General features: G+C 35.3%; 20 protein-coding genes. 10 read left to right on the forward strand and 10 right to left on the reverse strand.

Annotated features, from left to right (window positions below):
• Nucleotides 1-75: 75 nt before the first annotated feature.
• From HW347_RS19290 to HW347_RS19305, 4 genes are all read left to right on the forward strand, one after another.
• A complete protein-coding gene (locus tag HW347_RS19290) occupies nt 76-1,284 on the forward strand; it encodes a sensor histidine kinase (RefSeq protein WP_214613365.1) in 1,209 nt (402 codons plus the stop codon).
• 250 nt (nt 1,285-1,534) lie between these two features.
• A complete protein-coding gene (locus HW347_RS19295) occupies nt 1,535-2,740 on the forward strand; it encodes a sensor histidine kinase (protein WP_214613366.1) in 1,206 nt (401 codons plus the stop codon).
• 72 nt (nt 2,741-2,812) lie between these two features.
• Complete coding sequence (locus HW347_RS19300) at nt 2,813-4,204, forward strand: Gfo/Idh/MocA family oxidoreductase (protein WP_214613367.1); 1,392 nt, start codon at nt 2,813-2,815, stop codon at nt 4,202-4,204.
• A 132-nt stretch (nt 4,205-4,336) separates the two neighbouring features.
• Complete coding sequence (locus HW347_RS19305) at nt 4,337-5,551, forward strand: sensor histidine kinase (protein WP_214613368.1); 1,215 nt, start codon at nt 4,337-4,339, stop codon at nt 5,549-5,551.
• Between the two features lie 148 nt (nt 5,552-5,699).
• On the opposite strand, the gene HW347_RS19310 is transcribed toward HW347_RS19305, so the two are convergent.
• From HW347_RS19310 to HW347_RS19320, 3 genes are all read right to left on the reverse strand, one after another.
• Nucleotides 5,700-5,954, reverse strand: a complete 255-nt coding sequence (locus HW347_RS19310; protein ID WP_214613369.1) for a hypothetical protein — start codon at nt 5,952-5,954, stop codon at nt 5,700-5,702.
• 340 nt (nt 5,955-6,294) lie between these two features.
• Nucleotides 6,295-6,534, reverse strand: coding sequence for a hypothetical protein (locus tag HW347_RS19315; protein WP_214613370.1), 240 nt, complete (start codon nt 6,532-6,534; stop codon nt 6,295-6,297).
• Nucleotides 6,535-7,184: 650 nt separating this feature from the next.
• Entirely contained in the window at nt 7,185-7,424 is a 240-nt protein-coding gene (locus tag HW347_RS19320; protein ID WP_194532162.1) for a hypothetical protein, read from the reverse strand.
• Nucleotides 7,425-8,000: 576 nt separating this feature from the next.
• Here HW347_RS19320 and HW347_RS19325 point away from each other — a divergent pair.
• Nucleotides 8,001-9,014, forward strand: coding sequence for a malectin domain-containing carbohydrate-binding protein (locus HW347_RS19325; RefSeq protein WP_214613371.1), 1,014 nt, complete (start codon nt 8,001-8,003; stop codon nt 9,012-9,014).
• A gap of 126 nt (nt 9,015-9,140) precedes the next feature.
• Nucleotides 9,141-9,821 carry a peptide-methionine (S)-S-oxide reductase MsrA gene (msrA, locus tag HW347_RS19330; protein WP_394370293.1) on the forward strand — a complete coding sequence of 227 codons (681 nt, stop codon included), beginning with the start codon at nt 9,141-9,143 and terminating at the stop codon, nt 9,819-9,821.
• An 89-nt stretch (nt 9,822-9,910) separates the two neighbouring features.
• On the opposite strand, the gene HW347_RS19335 is transcribed toward msrA, so the two are convergent.
• Genes HW347_RS19335 through HW347_RS19345 form a run of 3 tightly spaced genes read right to left on the reverse strand, consistent with a single transcriptional unit; the run spans nt 9,911 to nt 12,411 of the window.
• Nucleotides 9,911-11,329: a hypothetical protein gene (locus HW347_RS19335; protein ID WP_214613373.1), complete on the reverse strand. Its 1,419-nt coding sequence runs from the start codon at nt 11,327-11,329 to the stop codon at nt 9,911-9,913.
• Nucleotides 11,301-11,885 carry a hypothetical protein gene (locus HW347_RS19340; protein ID WP_214613374.1) on the reverse strand — a complete coding sequence of 195 codons (585 nt, stop codon included), beginning with the start codon at nt 11,883-11,885 and terminating at the stop codon, nt 11,301-11,303. Before HW347_RS19340 ends, HW347_RS19335 begins: the two co-directional genes overlap by 29 nt.
• Nucleotides 11,869-12,411 (reverse strand): RNA polymerase sigma factor, encoded by a 543-nt coding sequence (locus HW347_RS19345; protein WP_214613375.1) that lies wholly within the window; start codon nt 12,409-12,411, stop codon nt 11,869-11,871. The genes HW347_RS19340 and HW347_RS19345 overlap by 17 nt, the downstream gene beginning before the upstream one ends.
• Before the next feature lie 108 nt (nt 12,412-12,519).
• Here HW347_RS19345 and HW347_RS19350 point away from each other — a divergent pair, with 108 nt between their 5' ends.
• Entirely contained in the window at nt 12,520-13,425 is a 906-nt protein-coding gene (locus HW347_RS19350; RefSeq protein WP_214613376.1) for an aldose epimerase family protein, read from the forward strand.
• A gap of 57 nt (nt 13,426-13,482) precedes the next feature.
• Here the strand turns inward: HW347_RS19350 and HW347_RS19355 are convergent, their stop codons facing one another.
• Nucleotides 13,483-13,908 (reverse strand): organic hydroperoxide resistance protein, encoded by a 426-nt coding sequence (locus HW347_RS19355; protein WP_214613377.1) that lies wholly within the window; start codon nt 13,906-13,908, stop codon nt 13,483-13,485.
• A gap of 229 nt (nt 13,909-14,137) precedes the next feature.
• Here HW347_RS19355 and HW347_RS19360 point away from each other — a divergent pair, with 229 nt between their 5' ends.
• From HW347_RS19360 to HW347_RS19370, 3 genes are read left to right on the forward strand one after another with little or no spacing between them, the layout of a single operon-like run.
• A complete protein-coding gene (locus tag HW347_RS19360; protein ID WP_225901994.1) occupies nt 14,138-14,623 on the forward strand; it encodes a DUF2911 domain-containing protein in 486 nt (161 codons plus the stop codon).
• A gap of 2 nt (nt 14,624-14,625) precedes the next feature.
• Entirely contained in the window at nt 14,626-15,669 is a 1,044-nt protein-coding gene (gene meaB, locus HW347_RS19365) for a methylmalonyl Co-A mutase-associated GTPase MeaB (RefSeq protein ID WP_214613379.1), read from the forward strand.
• A gap of 40 nt (nt 15,670-15,709) precedes the next feature.
• The gene (locus tag HW347_RS19370) at nt 15,710-16,672 is read left to right on the forward strand and encodes a glycosyltransferase family 2 protein (protein ID WP_214613380.1); all 963 of its coding nucleotides are present in this window, start codon (nt 15,710-15,712) and stop codon (nt 16,670-16,672) included.
• Between the two features lie 29 nt (nt 16,673-16,701).
• Here HW347_RS19370 and HW347_RS19375 read toward each other — a convergent pair whose 3' ends face one another.
• The 3 genes from HW347_RS19375 to HW347_RS19385 are packed head-to-tail and all read right to left on the reverse strand — an operon-like array spanning nt 16,702 to nt 19,159.
• Nucleotides 16,702-18,357: an ArnT family glycosyltransferase gene (locus HW347_RS19375; protein WP_214613381.1), complete on the reverse strand. Its 1,656-nt coding sequence runs from the start codon at nt 18,355-18,357 to the stop codon at nt 16,702-16,704.
• Nucleotides 18,341-18,922 (reverse strand): phosphatase PAP2 family protein, encoded by a 582-nt coding sequence (locus HW347_RS19380; RefSeq protein WP_214613382.1) that lies wholly within the window; start codon nt 18,920-18,922, stop codon nt 18,341-18,343. The genes HW347_RS19375 and HW347_RS19380 overlap by 17 nt, the downstream gene beginning before the upstream one ends.
• Before the next feature lie 9 nt (nt 18,923-18,931).
• Entirely contained in the window at nt 18,932-19,159 is a 228-nt protein-coding gene (locus tag HW347_RS19385; protein ID WP_038238904.1) for a hypothetical protein, read from the reverse strand.
• Nucleotide 19,160: the final 1 nt, after the last annotated feature.

The following is a 19,160-nucleotide window of genomic DNA, read 5'->3' on the forward strand; positions in this document are numbered from 1 at the left end:
GTATCTTTGTGGAAGTGTCGCATTTTAAACGCGGATTCACTTCTTTTTTTTTAAATGAATACCGAAAACGTTTACATGCGAAAGCCAAAAACACAGCTGAACAGGATTAGCGATAAGACAAAATTATTACTAAAGTTCAACTATATATCCTCTGCTCTTAGTCTTATTCTAGGTCTAATTTGCTCTTATGCCATTCATATGAGCGGCACCATACCTTATGTTTTCTACTTCTACTTTGTTCTAAATCTATTGAACGTAGCAGCTTTTAATAAGCATAAGAACCTTACGGCAATGGCAATTGGCACTTCTGCACTTTCGTTCTTAAGTACTATTGTAATTACACTTTTTAGTGGTGGCATAAATAGTCCGTTTATTTTCATTCTTGGCCTTATTGTACTAGCAGGTTATATATCTACAAGGGTCTTTGGCAAGGTGTATCTATACCTTATTATTAGTACTATAATCTTAATATATCTTATTGATTATGTCAATTTTGATTTCATAGTAAATGAAGTTCCCGAAAGTTCTAGAGATTTGTTCAGCCTGATCAGTATATTATTTTCCGTTTATTTACTAGGTGGTGTGTTAGGCAAAAACCTATTGAACACCCACCACAAGCTATATAAATCAAAAGCTAAAATTGAAAAAAGTGTAGACGAAAAAGAAAACCTTCTGCGAGAAGTACATCATAGGGTTAAAAACAATCTACAGACCGTCTCCAGTCTTTTGAACTTGCAGGCTAGAAATACACCTAACGAACAAATTAAAGAATTAGTAAAAAGTAGTCAAAATAGGGTGACCGCAATGGCTATGATTCACGAAATGCTCTACGTTCGTGATAACCTCTCTAAAATTGAATTTGGATCGTACGTACAAGAACTTACGCAATTTCTTCTAAGAACAGTAGAACGAAAAGACAGGAAGATAGATGTTGCTATAGATATTCCCGATACTTGGCTGAGTATTGATACTGCCATTCCCTTGGGTTTATTAATCAATGAAACAGTGACTAACTCCATTAAGTATGGCTTTAAAGATATGGAACTGGGTAAAATTACGATTGAACTTGAAAAAAGATTTCAAAATAAATTCATCCTTAAAATTAGTGATAATGGAACCAGTTTCCCTCTAGATTTTGATTTTAAAAACTCTAACACACTGGGATTAAGACTAATTCATAATCTTGCAAGACAACTACAAGGAACAATAGAACGCCTCCCAACTACTGAAGGCACAACCTATAAATTAGTATTTCAAGATATAGCAAGCCAATTTAATACGTAAGTATTATATTAGCTGACACTGTTTTTGTCTACAATTATTTTTCCTTATTACAAATTAGATTTTTCTGTCACAAAATGACAGATAATTCGGAATAAAATTGTAGATTTCTGACAGAAGCCCCAGCTTATCATTTTTCAAATTGTCCCCACCATAGTATAGTTTCATGGCTAAAATTGCCAGGTTTGTACTATTTTACTATTTGGGGTGTAATTTTTCCACTTCGGCTTCAATATAATTAGTAATGCCTAACATGAATACGTTTCAAAGCAGATTAGACAGCCAAAGCAGGCTGTTAATTGACTTTGCATACTCTTCATCTGCCCTATCATTTTTAGTTGGCATAGCCCTTTATATGTTGGGGGTTATGGGCTATCTCCCCGCAACATTTATAATATACGCGGTATTGAACCTTGCTAACATGTTTCTGTATAAGAAATATAACAAGCTACTTATTACATCTGTTATTGGCTCTGCCCTATCACTTATTGGTACAGTAGTAGTAACCCTCTTTAGCGGAGGTATAAACAGTTCGTTTATTTTTGTCTTCAGTATCATTATTCTGGGTGGCTATATGACAGGTCATTTTTTTGGAAAAATATACCTAACAATTATCTTGCTTGTTACCATTGGTATATATGCCGCAAGCGAATACCTTTCCATTCCTAATGAAATACCGGAAAACTCAAGAGACCTTTTCAGCTTCATAAGCATCATTTTTTGCTCTTATTTATTGTTTGTTGTTTTTGGCAAACATCTTTTACTTACTCATGAAAGACTAGAAACGTCAAAAACAAAAATAGAAGAAGGTATTGCGGAGAAAGAATTACTTCTTAGAACAGTACATCATAGGGTAAAGAACAATCTGCAGACCGTATCCAGTCTCTTAAGTTTACAATCCAAGAATACTACAAATGTTAAAATAAAAGAACTAGCTATCAGTAGTCAACATAGAATTAATTCTATGGCTATGATTCATGAAATGCTTTACATGCAGGATAACATCTCCCAGATTGCTTTTAAACCTTACCTAAAAGAACTTACTGATTTCTTAGTGAAATCTGCCAACAGCAAAAATCTAGATGTTACCGTAAACATAGATATGCCAGATGTTAATCTAGGTTTGGATACAACAATTCCTTTAGGCTTGCTAATTAACGAAGCCGTTACAAATTCTTTAAAATATGGGTTTCCAGAAAATACAGCTGGTAGAATAGACATTCTCCTTAAAGAAAACACAGAAGAATCTCAAAGCTATTTTTTAGATATTACCGATGATGGAGTAGGTTTTCCTGCGGAGATAAATCATAAAACCACCAAATCTCTAGGACTTAAACTTATGCACAATCTAGGACGTCAATTAAGAGGTTCTGTATCACGGATTAAAACAGAAAAAGGAACGGGTTACCACATTATTTTTAAAGATAAAGAGCGACATCTACCAGGAATTAATGGGTAATTTATCATTAAGATATGGTTTCCACTTGCTACTTAAAAAATCTATATATTTAAAGTACAATAGAACCACGATATGAAAAACTCTCGACGAAAGTTCCTGTCTTCCATAAGTATGCTTGCTGCCAGTTCTGCTATGCCATTACATGCTTTTAATTTTGGCTCATCAAAAAAACTTAAGGTTGCCCTTGTTGGAACGGGAATACGAGGCATCACATTTTGGGGTAAAAGATTAGTTGACGAGTACTCCGATATTATTGAATTTGTGGGCCTTTCCGATATAAATAGTAGTAGGCTGGCTTATGGTAAAAAATATATTGGTGTCGCCTGCCCTGTTTTTATCGACTTTGAGAAAATGGTGAAGGATACTCGTCCAGACCTTATTATTGTTACTACAAAAGACTCTACCCATCATCAATTTATAATAAAAGGTATAGAAATGGGCTGCGATTTACTAACTGAGAAGCCGCTTACCGTAGACGAAATTAAGTGTCAGGCTATTTTGGATGCTGAGAAAAAATCCGATAAAAACTTAATTGTAGGTTTCAATTATAGATGGAGCCCTTACGCCACTAAGATTAAAGAACTCTTGATGGACAAAACTATTGGCGATTTGGTATCGGTAGATTTCAGCTGGTATCTTAACACCTACCATGGTGCTTCATATTTTAGAAGATGGCATGGCGACATGGAAAGTAGCGGGTCTCTTTGGGTACATAAATCCACTCATCATTTTGATTTACTTAACTGGTGGATAGATTCTGAACCAAGTGAAGTATTCGCTTATGGAGATTTAGAGTTCTACGGAAAAAATAGTCCTTTCAGAGGAGATAATTGCCGTACCTGCAAACATAGTAATGAATGCGATTTTTATTGGGATATTACCCAAAATGAATTTATGAAAGAACTTTATGTAGACCACGAACAAGAAGACGGCTACATACGTGATAACTGTCTGTTCCGAAAAGACATAGATATTTATGATAAAATGTCTGCACAGGTAAAATATACCAACAATACCACTCTGAATTACTCCCTTACCACCTACTCCCCTTTTGAGGGCTGGAGAGTAGCTTTTAATGGCACAAAAGGCCGTATTGAAGCTTCTCAAGATATTCCCTATCATACTAATATTACCGTTTCTGAAGCCGAAAAACATACCAATGAAATGGATCAGACCAACAAAGAAGAACTATCCTATGAGCCCATCATAGTGCATAAACTCTGGAAGGAACATGAAACCATACAAGTACCTATGGAGAAACAAGGCCATGGTGGCGGTGATAAACGCTTGCAAGACAAAATATTCAAGACCGCAGACACAGAAGATCCTTATGGCAGAACTGCAGGTATTAGAGATGGTGCCATGTCAATTCTCATTGGTATTGGTGCAAGACGTAGCATTGAACAGAAAAAAGCCATACAAATTTCAGAGCTTACAGATTTAGTGCCTCAAAAAAAACGATAACAGAAGTTAATTACTTAGTTTTAGAGGTAGTATTTTGCTTACTTTTTTAAGTATACCATTAAACACATTTAGATTTACCATTAGAAAGAAGTTTTACCTAAATAAATAGAGAGAAAAATAAATTACCCTTTCATGCAACAGAGTACAGATTTAGAAAAAAGACTGAAGAGTAAGGTTAGACTAGTTTTAAAAGTCAACTACTACTCCTCTATCCTTTCTCTCATTTTTGGCGGACTATGTTTCTTTCTTTTAGACATTACTGAAGTTATTCCCTATGCCTTTCTCTCTTTTGGTATTCTAAATATTATCAACGTTTTATTATACAAGTACCACAAGAGTCTTACGCTAACCTATAACATTGTTTCCATGATGACGTTAGCCGGAGCCAGTATTGTAACATTATATAGTGGCGGGATCAATAGCCCATTTATTTTTGTACTTGCCCTTATTGTAGTTGCCGGGTACGTTACTACAAGAGCCTATGGTGCACTTTATTTGAATCTAAACCTATTGATAATAGTACTCATATATTCACAGAGCGTAGCAGATTTTAGTTTTGTTAAAGATGTAGTTCCTGAATCTTCCAAAAACCTATTCGCTCTTCTCAGCGTCTTATTTTCAGTTTACCTTTTAGGAGGTGTTTTTGGAAAAAATTTACTTCACGCACATCACAACTTATATAAGACGAAAAACGAGCTTGAAGAAAAAATACAAGAAAAAGAAACCTTAATTAAAGAAGTTCACCACAGGGTAAAAAACAATTTGCAAACCGTTTCTAGTTTATTAAGTCTACAATCAAGAGGTATTGTGGACAAAGACGTTAAAAGCCTATTAAAAAGCAGCCAAAACCGAGTAATTACAATGGCTATAGTGCACGAAATGCTCTATATGCGTGAAGACCTTTCTAAAATTGAATATAAATCTTACGTACAAGAGCTTGCAGAATATTTGGTACGTTCTATAAAAGGAACGAGTAGTAATATTACATTGAATATAGATATTCCCAATGTTAAATTGAATATAGATACCGCTATACCTCTGGGTCTATTAATAAACGAAACCGTCACTAATGCCTTGAAATATGGTATTGTAGATAAAAATAAAGGAGAGATACATATTAAACTTAGAAAAACCGACGATAATGAGTTTGTTCTTAATATGGGTGACGACGGCCAAGGATTTCCCAAAGATGTAACTCATAAAAATTCAAAATCATTAGGCCTGAAGTTGATACATAACTTGTCTAGACAATTACAAGGTTCCATTATACGAGACCTCACTCAAAAAGGAACCCACTATACTATAAAGTTTAAGGAAATAAGAGATCAAATAACTAGTGTGGCATAAATTTCACCCAGATAGTAGAATTATCTTTTCAAAGGCAGCTTTAAAGAACGTAATACTCCTTTTGTCTTTGGAAATAATAGGATATGGCTCAATACTAAGGCTAGAGCCGTTATTAGAATAAATACAATCATAACAGTTATTTTCAAGGTTATACTAAACGTGGCTTATCCAATTTGGTAACAAAAGCCAAAGCTTTTTTTACTCTATATTTTTTCAACTTATATAATCGTACTAAGCTGCTTTTGGCACTAATTTCAGCTTTCTCAGAAGTCTCAACATCACAAGAGCTAGAAGCCAGAACAGAACCCATTTCAAAAACGTAATTTTTAACATTGACTATTGTATTAGGGGGAGCAGTGACTCCGAAGTTTAAAACAAATAGCAAGATTAAAATAGATTTCATAATAATAATTTGGGTTCCATAAAGGTAATCACAAAGTGGCACAAACCTTACCACAAATCGCTGAACCGCAGTAATACTAGGCATCTGAAATAACTTCTGATAAACTGTTTATTATCCTCGGTAAATGAAATACAAATGCCAAACTCTATTCCGCGTTCGTATGGTTTTAGTCAGTTTATGTATACAAAAATCTATCTTAAATAAATGGTGACGGTTAAAGAGAGAAGGTATTTAAGAAACTATAGTTAAAAGAATTTGATAAGAAGCAAGTAAGTATAGTTTTAAATAAAGAGATATTACTTAGTAAATTAAATAACTTAAAAATAAAAGCTAATTGTCATTAAGCCATTTTAGCTTTGTTTCTTTTTGTTGTGAAAGAAAGCGCCTTAGTAACTCTAGCATTATCTCTCTTATATAAACGAGCAACTTCTAAAGTACTTTCTAAACTAACTTCTTCAATAGGCGTTTCTGTAACGATAGTCATTTCAATAGTATTAACCTTAACCTCTTCAGTTGCTGTTTGAGCTTGAGCAGTTACTCCGATAAAAAGAACAAAAATTAAAGTTGCGATAGTTTTCATGACTTGGACGTTTATATATATATAAAACGCCGCAGACCCTATTATACCGAGGTTCCGTTCGCTAAAAAACCCCTTATTTTCGGTTATCTGCACAACTTCGGTTGAAGTGTAAAAAACTATCGATAAACGCGAATGACCTCAAAAACACTTTACCGAACCATTGTGCTTTTAATCCGAAAAGAACTCATTTCTTCCTACTATGAAAAACTAGGATACAGCTAATACAATACTATCATTCAGCTGTAATTGCTATAATTTGCTACATTATGACCGGCCATCATCTGAAACCGATCCAGAAATATGGCTATAGATAAAAAGCTGTTTATCTGCCAAAGGCTAACTAAGTGCGTAAAACAGTTTTTCCTTTGATAGTACTAAAGGAACTAGTTACCTGAACAGTAGTTCCCTTTTCTAGGATATAAGAGTACTACGTACCTGTTTTATAATACTTAATAACCATGTAAAAAGATAAAACTAAGCCTGAAGTCTATTTTCACAATAGTGCATACCTATTTATTAGAGGTTTTTGCCTAGAATAAGAATCAAGACAATTACAATGTAATCTATCTCTTGGATTTTAGAAAGTCAGTTTCTGAAATATAGAATTAGTTTAGTGCTTTGCAGTAGAGTGATTGTTAAAGAACAAATGATTAAGCCATTTTAGCTTTGTTTCTTTTTGTTGTAAAAGAAAGCGCCTTAGTTACTCTAGCATTATCTCTCTTGTATAAACGAGCAACTTCTAAAGTACTTTCTAAACTAACTTCTTCAGTAGACGTTTCTGTAACGATAGTCATTTCAATAGTATTAACCTTAACCTCTTCAGTTGCTGTTTGAGCTTGAGCAGTTACTCCGATAAAAAGAACAAAAATTAAAGTTGCGATAGTTTTCATGACTTGGGCGTTTATATATATAAAACGCCGCAGACCCTATTATACCGAGGTTCCGTTCGCTGAAGAACCCCTTATTTTCGGTTATCGGTACAACTTCGGTTCAAGTGTAAAAAACCATCGGTGAACGTGAATGACCTCAAAAACACCTTAACGGGATTAAGTGTTTTTAATCCGAAATTGAGGGTTTTATTATTTTGAAGAAGTGTCTTTTTACTCTACTACACCTTTAACAAAGGTTTTAGTAGTTAATACTATATGGTAACTATGCTATCTCTGCCTAGAAAAAGCTAGGCTTTACGCAGAAGCTGTTCCTTAATAGATATCAACTTTAAGATTCGGTAAAAACATCTATATATAAAGGAAGGCTTCTTCTCTCTTCTATTTTGGGTGCCCTACAATAAAAAACGATAATTTTCAGTGTATGTACTATTCAGCTTACATACAAAATTGATGAACCAACGATCATGAGCATACTTTTGACGATTATTAGTTAATATTATTGGACTGATACATCTAAATGAATAATTTGCACATTCTTTTGAAAAAGAAAATAGATAAATTTAAAATCCCTAAATTATGAGACGTAATTTAATTACAAAATGGTTTTTGCTTTCAATGTTGTTTGTATCGTTCATTATGGTACCGGTAGCTTGTAGCAGCGATGATGGAGGAACCGAAACAGAACAAACACAAGATCCAGACCCGAAACCAGAACCACAACCGGCACAAGTTGCAGACCCAACAAATGAGAATACCATCATAGATGCTACGGCTGCAGCTCACGCTAACGGGGTAAGTACATCAACAATAACTGTTCAATTGGCCGATGCCGATGGAAAAAAATTAACCGTAAGTGGAGGCGTAGTTGCCTTATCATCTACCGGATCGTCAACTTTAACTGATGTTACAGACAACGCAGACGGTACTTATACTGCAACCGTAAGTGGTACTGTAGAAGAAAGTATTGTGGTATCTGGAACTTTAGACGCAGTAGCTATCACTAGCACTGTTGAAATAACTTTTAACCCGGATGAATCCAACCCTGCTCAAGAAGCAGCCCAGTCAACGGTAGAAGCTGGTCCAACATTGCTCAGAATAAATTGCGGAGGCCCTGAAGTGACTTACGGGGATGTTACGTTTTTAGAAGATCAATACTTTGGTGCTAATAGTCAAATTTTCTCAAATCCTTTTGTAACTGAAATAGAAGGTACAGAAATGGACGAAATCTTTTTAACTGAACGAGTTTCCGCAGATGGCCCAATGTCTAAAGGTCCAACCACATATGACATTCCTGTTACCAATGGAACATATACAGTAAAACTATATTTTGCAGAAATTTATTGGGGTGTTGAAAATCCTCAAGGTCTAGAAGGAGGAGTAGGAAGTAGAATCTTCAACATCTCTATGGAAGAAATGGAAATATTCACAGGATACGATCTCTTTAAGGAAGATGGTCCTGCATCAGCTGGGACACGTATGTACGATGTTGAAGTTATTGATGGAGAATTAAATATTATGTTAGAAGCTACTGTTAACAAACCAAAAATTTCAGCTATCGAAATTTTCGGTACAGGAACAATCGGTTCTTAATAAGAAAACTTAACGTTTAATAGTAATAGGTCTTCAGAGAAAATTCTCTGAAGACCTATTTTTTTTGAACCTTTACTAGTAAGGAAACGTATATAAAACATACTAATCCATTAAAATAATAGAATGATGTTCAAAGCTATACTTGTTACCATATCACTTTTTATAGGCACTTCCTGCCAATCTAATGTTGCAAAGAAAAAATCTAGTCAAGAACCACAGAAAAAAGAACAAATTGCTAAACTAACAAGCCAAGATTTAGACAAATTTGAAACCGCATATTTCGCAAGTGGTTGTTTTTGGTGTGTAGAAGCCATATTTGAAAGTGTAAAAGGGGTTAAAGAAGTTGTTTCAGGTTATTCTGGTGGTACTGAAAAAAATCCAACTTATGAACAAGTTGGAGGAGGCATGACTAGCCACGCTGAGGCTGTTAAAGTTTATTATGATCCAGAAATTGTTTCGTTTACAGCCCTAGTACAAGTATTTTTTGGATCTCATGACCCTACATCGCTAAATAGTCAAGGACCAGATCGTGGAACTCAATATAGATCTGTTGCATTTTATAAAACGGATAAAGAGAAGCAGATTATTGAAGGTTATATAAAAGCTTTAAAAGACCAAAATGTTTACGATGGTGCTCCCATTACAACAGAAGTAACCGAATTTACAAAATTCTATGATGCGGAAGATTATCACCAAGATTATGAACGTAAGCATCCTAAAAACTCATACATTACTAATGTGTCTGTTCCAAGATTAAATCGTTTCAAAGAAAATTTTAAAGAATACTTAAAACAAGATGCTCATTAATTGAGTGCCTTAAGTTCTAATTAAAAAAATAAGCAGCCCTTTGAGGCTGTTTTTTTTTGAGCAAAAGCATTATGCGGCCAATATTAAACCTATTGTAGAATTACTTCGCTGTATTGCGCATTGATGTTTATAGACTTAATCGAATTCTTATTACCCACACTACCCTTATAAACCACACTACCTTGATTGGTAGTTTTATCTAATTTCAGTTTAGAAGCAACTACGAATTCAGACGCAGTTCCGTTCATATAAATATTTGCTTCTACTTCAGGTAGACTGCATTCAAATTTTGCATTTTGAAGGGTAACATCAAGATTTTCAAAATCATCGGCTACATTATGAATAAATAGCGAACCAAAATTATGGGTCACAAAAGCCGTCTTCATAAGGTTTTCTATCGTCACCTCAGAAGACCTAGAACTTAACCGGAGGTTAAAAACTTCTTCTAGGTCAACATTCTCGGAATAGTCCGCTCGCAATTGTCCATAATTCCATTTTTGGACGCTAATAGGGGTATACGAAACCGCAACCTTGGTCTCATCCCCATCTATAATTGCAGCGTATAATTTTGCATGAGAAAGCGTAGCGTTCATATTATTGGTATGTCCCGCTAGTTTCACCTCACCATGCCGCACATTCATTTTTATCTTAGTCGATTTGGGCATTTTAATCTTTATAGTCTTCTTTACCTTGTATTTTCTACTTTCCCCTCCCCTTTTATAATAAAAAGTATTTGAAGGCTGCCTCTGGTTTCGTTCTATTTCCTCCTCCATGCGCTCTTCCATGGCCTCTGCTTTCCTTTCTTCTCGCTCTGCTCTCTTTTCTAACCTTGACTCTATTAGTTCTTTTTTGGCTTCCATTCTGTGTTCTAACTCTTTTTCATGCCGCTCACGTACCTTCTCATGTTTTGCTTCCATTTTTTGATGCCATTCTTCCATACTTTTTTCATAGGGCTTTCCAAAATTTTTCTGAAAATCTTCTTGCCATTTTTTAAGGTAGACCTCCCCCTCTCTTTCAAAAGCCTCGTGGTCAAAATTTGGATTCGGAGCTGGCGGCATAGGTGATTCGGGTGGCATTGGCATTTCCGCTAACTCTGAAAGATTAAAATCGAATTCAAATAAATCAAACTCTGGTACTTCAGGAATTTCAATATGTAAATCGTTTACATCAACAAATGAATTTGTTGACCATGAGTTATCGTTATGGCTAGTAACTACAACTTTTTTACTGTTCCCCATGATAGAGAAACCTTCCTTACTAAAATAGGCTTCTGCCTCTTTATCTGTTGCTCCTTCTAACTGAATAGTAGTTTCAATGCTAACTTGATTTTTATTCCATGTGTCAAACTCAATATCAGTATAACTGGTATTGATGTCCAGAATGGCATTATCTTCAACATTAAAACTCTCTGTATTTACTCTTTCCTTTTTTTGCCCATTGGCCCCTATGCTGATGAGGCATAGGGCAACCGTTAGGGACTTAAACACTAGTCTCTGTAACTGCTCCATTTTTTGATGATTTTAATTGATTCAACTTTTCTTTAAGCCTATGCAATAACTGTAGGCGTAATTGTAGGTTTTTAACCATTGCGGTAATCGTTTGGTCATTTGGACCTATTTCATTTAACTCTTTGCTCAACCTTCCGTATTCGTAATTCAATTCACTCAACTCTCCCATAAAACTATCTATTAGCGCTTTATTCTTATCCGAAACTTCCAATCCTGAAATTTCTAGATTGATGCTGGCCATATAATAATTCTCCACTTTTTTTAAGTCAGGCGAAAGGTCTCCCAACGATAACTTTTCTACTGGCGTAACTTCTGTTTGTTTCTCAACTACGATTTCTTCGGGAACAGATGAGTTTTCTTGCCAAAAAAAGTAGCTTCCAAATCCCAATAGCAATATGACTGAAGCCGCAATTTTCAAATAGGGTAACTTCTTTTTCTTTTGCTCCGGCAGTTCTGCGTCCAAACGTTTAAGAAAACGCTCTTCATGACCAGCTTTTAAAATTGGTCTACCCTCCTCCTCTTCGTTCCCAAAAATTTTCCTAATATCTTGCGCCATAATTCTTTTCTTTCAGTAATTGCTTCAAATATCCTTTTCCTCGTAAAAGTCTAGTCCGACAAGTGGTTTCTGTTAGACTTAATATTTGCGATATTTCGCCATGATCATAACCTTCTAACAAATACATCATAACTACATATTTATATTTTTCTGGCAATTCTTGCATCGCGGCCTTAATCTCTTTTACTGTAACACCATCATCTACAGACCAATCTTCATCTTCCGTCACAGGCAGATGACGCTCTTCAAATTCAATAGTTTCATGTTTTTTCGACTTTAAAAAATCAATACATTTATTGATTACTATTCTTTTAAGCCACGCACCAAACGTAACATTGCCCTCATACTGCTCTATTCTCTGGAAAGCCTTTAGAAAAGACTCTTGTAAAACATCTTCTGCATCATCAGTATTTTTAACATACCGCATAGCCAAACAGAACATACCATCACAGTACTGCCGGTAAAGTTTCAGCTGTCCTTTTCTGTTATTATTTTTACACTGTTCTACTACGTCAATCTGAAACATTGGTCGGGTTTCGTTGTCTGTTTTGAATCTATTCTATTATAAGGACGAAAGAAATACGCTTGTGTTGCAAAAAACACATAATTTTGTAAAGATTTTAATTAGATACATTTGAAACAAGTTACTATACAATCCGAAAACATTATCCTAATCGTTCTAGATTACGGTGCTGTAATTCAAAAATTATTAGTTAAAGGAACTGACGGAAACTACACAAATGTAGTTGTTGGTCTCAACTACCCTAGCGCTTATGAAAATGATAAGAAGTGTTTGGGTGCCTGTGTGGGAAGATACGCTGGCCGAATTTCTAAAGGTGGTTTTGTTTTAGACCAACAAAGCTATCCTTTACATAATGTAAATGGCATTCATTTACATGGTGGAAAAAAAGGTTTTGCAGAGAAAAATTGGAAATTTGAAGAAGTCAATTACGGCCCAGAACCTTTCATAAAACTATCTTATGTAAGCAAGCACCTAGAAGAAGGATACCCAGGCAATTTAAAAGTTACCGTAACTTATAAGTTAGAAAACAATGCCTTAGTCATTGAACATAAGGCGGAGACTGACCGTAAAACGGTTGTGAATCTAACCAATCATACTTATTTTAAATTAGATTACGGAGAAGGTATAGCAGATTATCTGTTGCAAATGAACTGTACACATTTTACCGAAAGCGGTAAAGATTTACTGCCTACAGGAAATTTTGTATCAGTAAAAGGGACTCCCTATAATTTTCTAGAAGAAAGACCTATTGGAAATACACCTTTAGATATACCATTCGCTATCCATCCCAAAACCAATTTAGCAGCTCGGGTCAAGTCTAAAAGGTCTGGTATTACTATGACCGTGCAAACCAACCAGCCTGCTCTTGTTGTTTATACACCACCAGAATTCCCTAGTATTTGTTTTGAAACACAGAATTTTCCCGATGCACCAAATCAGCCTAACTTTCCAAGTTCGGTTTTAAAACCTGGTGAAGAATATAGTAATATATCTAAATATCACTTTTCGGTTACATAGCAAAAAAAAGCCCTAAGAAGTACGACTTCTTAGGTTTTTTTTTATGTAAAGCATATTCTATTCTTCTACCATTAAATTAAGTTCAACGGTAATATTATCTCTTGTAGCTTTACTATAAGGACATATTTCATGAGCTGCATTAATTAGCTCTTCTCCTTTTTCTTTATCTACGGTAGGTAAAAGGCAATCTAATGTAGCATCAATAAAAAATCCATCTTCATCTTTATTAAAACCGATAATAGCCGTTACGCTAAAATCGCCCAAATCATCTACACCAAGATCTTTTGAAACTGCTTGAAGCGCTCCTGCAAAACAGGTTGAATAAGCCGCTGCAAAAAGTTGTTCTGGATTGGTAGATTTGCCATCTGTCTTTCCATTTATGCCAGGCATCTTAATATCTAAATCTACAGCACCATCATCACTTTTAACATGACCGGCTCTACCTCCTGTATTCGTTGCTTCCGTTTTAAAAATAGTTTTCATTACGTATAAGTTTATGATTACGTGAACAAGTTAAGCCATGCAATTACAAAAAAATAGAATGAGTTATTAAATTAATGTGAAAACCATCTTTCCCGTCAAAAAAAGAATGGATTAAACACCTAATGCGTAACTTAGATTAACCAATAGCAAAACAATGAAATTTTTAAAGTGGACTCTTATCACGTTTGCAGTATTAGGCCTTCTATTCTTTTTTGTAATAAGCCCGTATATGAAAACGCAAACAAAAAAAAATAGCCCTGAGAAAACGGTGGCTTATGAAAAAAATGGAATGGACCTGTCAGTAACCTACTCCAGTCCTTCAAAAAAAGATAGAATAATATTTGGTGAACTTGTGCCTTACGATGCCGTTTGGCGGACGGGAGCGAACGAACCCACTACCTTTTCTACTACTAACGATATAAAAATAGCTGGCGAAAATCTTCCTGCCGGTACCTACTCATTATGGACTAGACCCAGCCGCCAAAGTTGGTCTATAATATTTAACAAAAACATACCGGACTGGGGTGTAAGTATTCTCAGTGGAGGAAAAGAAACCAACAGAGTTCCTGAAGAAGATGTGGTTGAAATTGAAATACCAACAGAGCAAACAGCGGAAACGATAGAAAATTTTACCATAGATTTCGATATGCAAAATCAACTCTACATGCTTATTTCTTGGGACAGAACGCTAATTAAAGTACCAATTAGTAAATAAGTTTGGAGAAAAATAAAAATACAGATCCAAAGGGTATTTCTCAAATTCAAAAGAAGAGAAAAAATACTGTTGACCCTACCACATTGGTTGAAGCTCTATGTAAAGGCGATAAAACCGCTCTTGGTAGAGCAATCACGTTAGTCGAGAGTAATAATAAAAGACATATTGAGGAGGCCAACGAGGTCGTTACCCAATGTTTAAAGCGCCCAACTAAAAGCATTCGTGTTGGTATAACCGGTGTGCCAGGTGTTGGCAAAAGTACTTTTATAGAAACGTTTGGCCAACTGTTAACTTCACAAGGAAATAAGGTAGCTGTACTTACCGTAGACCCTACAAGTAGCCAAAGTAGAGGTAGTATTTTAGGAGACAAGACTAGAATGGAAGTTTTAGCAAAAGACCCCAATGCCTTTATACGCCCATCTCCTTCTGGTTTATCTTTAGGTGGCGTCACCCGCAAAACAAGAGAATCAATTATTTTATGTGAAGCAGCAGGTTTTTCTATTATTTTGATAGAAACCGTGGGTGTTGGGCAAAATGAAACTACCGTTCATGGCATGGTAGACTTTTTTCTACTCTTAAAATTGGCAGGTGCAGGCGATGAGCTACAGGGAATAAAAAGAGGCATTATTGAAATGGCAGATGGTATTGTCATTAACAAGGCAGATGGAGATAACCTAGCCAAAGCAAAAATTGCAAAAAGCGAATTTGAAGGTGCTTTACAATTATTCCCACCAAAAGAAAATGGCTGGAGACCAAAAGTGTCTTTCTGCTCTTCTATAGAAAACACAGGTATTGTAGAAGTTTGGGAAATCATTAGCGGTTATATTGATAAAAGTAAAAAGACCGACTATTTTAACGAAAAGCGAAAACAACAAAATAAGAACTGGCTTTTTGAAGCTATTGAAGAAAGACTTAAATCAGATTTTTTTAGTGACTCCCAAATATCAAAAGAAATAGGCAGTTATGTTGAACAGGTAATTTCTAAAGAAATCTCACCTTTTTATGCCGCAGACCAATTGATAACAATTTTTAAAACCCGCTCTTAAATAATTAGCTTAATTTGCGAGCTAAACTTCTTTTAATCTGATGGATTTAGTTACCACATCCCTTCTTTCTATTGTTATACCGGTCTTTAATGAGTCCGAAAATGTTGTTCTTCTTACAGACAGAATACACGAGAGCTTGGTTGGTTACGATTACCAGATTATTTATGTAGATGATTTTTCTTTTGATGGTACTCGAAAAATTATCAAAAACATGAAAGATGAGAAAGTACACCTCATTAGTCTTAAACGGAATTATGGCCAAAGTTTGGCTTTAGCAGCAGGTATTGATTATGCAGAGGGTGAATATATCATTACCATGGATGGTGATATGCAAAACGACCCGAGTGACATCCCCAAGATGTTGATGTATGTAGTAAACGAAGATTATGATCTTGTTACTGGTATTCGCGCAGAAAGAAAAGATTCGTTCGTAAAAAAAATTCCTTCTAAAATAGCTAATGCCTTAATACGCCGTACGGCCAAGCTCGATATAAAAGATAATGGCTGTGCCCTAAAAATTTTTACTAAAGAAACAGCAAAAGAACTGAACCTTTACGGAGAAATGCATCGGTTTATCACCTTATTGGCACATTTTGAGGGAGCGCGTATCAAACAAGTACCCGTGAAACATCATGCCAGACATGCAGGGACATCAAAATATGGTTTGGAGCGTATCTTTAAGGTTGTGGCAGACATCATGTTACTACTCTTCATCAGAAAGTATTTCCAAAGACCAATTCACTTCTTTGGTATTTTTGGTTTTGTACTGATATTAATTGGTCTAATTATAAACGCACATCTATTGGTGGTTAAATTTGGACTAGGAGAAGACATCGGTTCTAGACCATTACTAACATTTGGTATGATGTTTATACTAGCAGGGATTCAATTATTTACTATTGGTATCGTTATGGAGCTATTGATACGCACCTATTATGAATCACAGAATAAGCGTCCTTATAGAATTAAGAACGTGGCGGTTGGAGACCAAATAAAATCATAGATACCTTTTAGTAATTCCTAAAACTATTTTTACCGAATGTGAATAAGATGCATTTTCTTTAATGCTCTCTTTCGAGTAGAAGGGTTCAAGAAGTCTTTACTAAGCATTGAAACCTGATAATCGTTTTCAGTAAACTGCTGGTCCCAATCAAGACCGGCATCTTTAACTCTTCGCAAGTCTATATCATTTACGTAAATCCAAATATCTTTTTTGCCTTTAATAGCTTTTAATGATTTATGCCGCACAGGATGCCGGTTATAAAAATCTAACGCCCATGTATTAAAATCAGATATGCGATAAATCTGATCTACAGGTATTTGCTCTTCTGACACTACTTCCGCCATACTAGAACCCGCCTGGTATTTTAAAAGCTCAGGGTAAAAATGAAGATTCAATACGGAATTTAAGAGCAAAGAACTATAGACTGATATAGTCATAATCCGTAGAAAACGTGCTTCTCTTTTTAAACAGAAATAAATGATGACCATGAGCAAAACAATCAAAAGAACCGAAGCGATAACCCTTTCGAACTTGAATACATAAAAGCAGATGAATAAAATTGCCGTAAATACTATACTAAGAATAAAATACTGCGAGCCTAAAAGTATCCTAAGAGGCTTTTTTTTATCAAATCTGATTAAATCATTTATGTACGATGCAGTGAGTACAGCAAATAAAGGAATTACTATGTTCAGGTAATGAGGTAATTTAAACTGAGAAAGACTAGCTACTATAAAAAAGATAGCAATCGTACCCAAAGTCAAAAATTCAAACTTTGGATTATAAGTAAATTTCAATTTAAACAATGTTCTGACCCGAGAGCCTACCGCAAAGAGCGCAGGAATCGTCCATGGAATGAAAATCCATAAAAAGGTATGAAAAAAGAAAAAATAGTCTTTAGAAGTCTCCCCCATAACTCCTCCGGTACGTTCTAAACTCTGTTCCCAAAATATAAACAGAATACCGCTGCGGTTTGCAGTTCCACGTATCACCTTTTCTGGATGTAGATCAAACTGATGATAATAAGCATACAACATTGGAGCTATAGCTATTCCAAAAAAAACGAGACCCACCAAAACTTTCCAACTAAATAAACTTTCCCATTTTCTGGTATAGCTCAAATGACAAATAATGGCCACACCAATTACAAAAAGAGCAATCTGGCCTTTGGACGAAAAGGCTAAACCTGCTGCCAACCCTCCTATTATAATGGAAATTAAAGTCCGTTTTTCAATGTAAGTAGCAAATTGCCAAATAGATAAAATGGTGAAAGCCGTAAGAACTGCATCAGTCCTAACATCTATTACCGATAATACTATGGTTTGTGCAGTTAGGAAAATTAAAGCTGCCAATTTCCCCGTATTGGTATTATAAAGTAGCTTACCTAACCCGTAGCAACTATAAGCCCCTAATAAAGTAACCAGTATGGCGGGTATTCTATATGCCCAATCAAATAATCCGAAAATTTTAAAGGAAAAAGCAGCAAGCCAAAAGTGTAAATGTGGCTTATCAAGATACTGCGCACCACCTTTTATAAGGTTAACAAAGTCGTTCTCTTGAACCATTCTCATTGCCATTACGGCAAATTGAGCAGAATCTGCTTCAAAGAGGGTGACAAACATTCCGGCCACGTAGACCAGAACAATTAACATTAATAAAGACCAATACCTAAGGTTCGATATCATACAGATATTTCTCTATTGCAAATATATACAACTTAGAAAATAACCAGCTAAAAAACAACCCTATTAGAAGACCCGTTAACACATCTAATGGAAAATGAACGCCTAAATAGATTCTACTGTAAGCAACTAGAAGTGCCCAAGACATCAAGAAAAATCCTATGTAAGCATATTTATGCTTCAGCACTAAAGTAAAGAAAAATGCTACTGCAAAACTATTTGCCGCATGTGCAGAAAAGTAACCGAATTTACCTCCACAAGATGATTTCACCAATCTTACCAAGCCATCCAAATCTGGGTCATGACATGGTCGCAAACGCTGTACTCCATATTTAAAGAAGTTACCTAGTTGATCGGTAACAACAATTAACAATACAACCGTAACCAAAAGGACTAAAGTCTTTTTTAACCCATAGGTTTTGTAAGCTAAAAATAATAGGGCAGCATACAAGGGTATGGCACTAAACTTGTCCGAAATAAACAGCCAAAAACCATCCCAGTCAGAGGTCCCTAAATTGTTTAGAAAAAGGAAGAGTTCTTTATCTTGTTGAATAAGTTCTTGCCACATCTTCTTTAATTATTCTTCGTATCTGGCCACCTCACGGTCATAAAATTCGCCGGCTTGTTCTATAAGACTCTCAGCTTCAGATTCTAATTCCTTTTCATCTTCTGTAGAAAAGTCTTCCAACCACTCTACTTCATCATTCTCTAAATTGATTATGAACCTTGGGTATTCAGTATGTACTACAAATATGGCCGTGGGATAATCTGTATTATCACCTAACAAAAATTTTGGGAATTCCATT

The sequence above is a fragment of the Zobellia barbeyronii genome (genome assembly GCF_018603515.1).
Lineage (GTDB): Bacteria > Bacteroidota > Bacteroidia > Flavobacteriales > Flavobacteriaceae > Zobellia > Zobellia barbeyronii.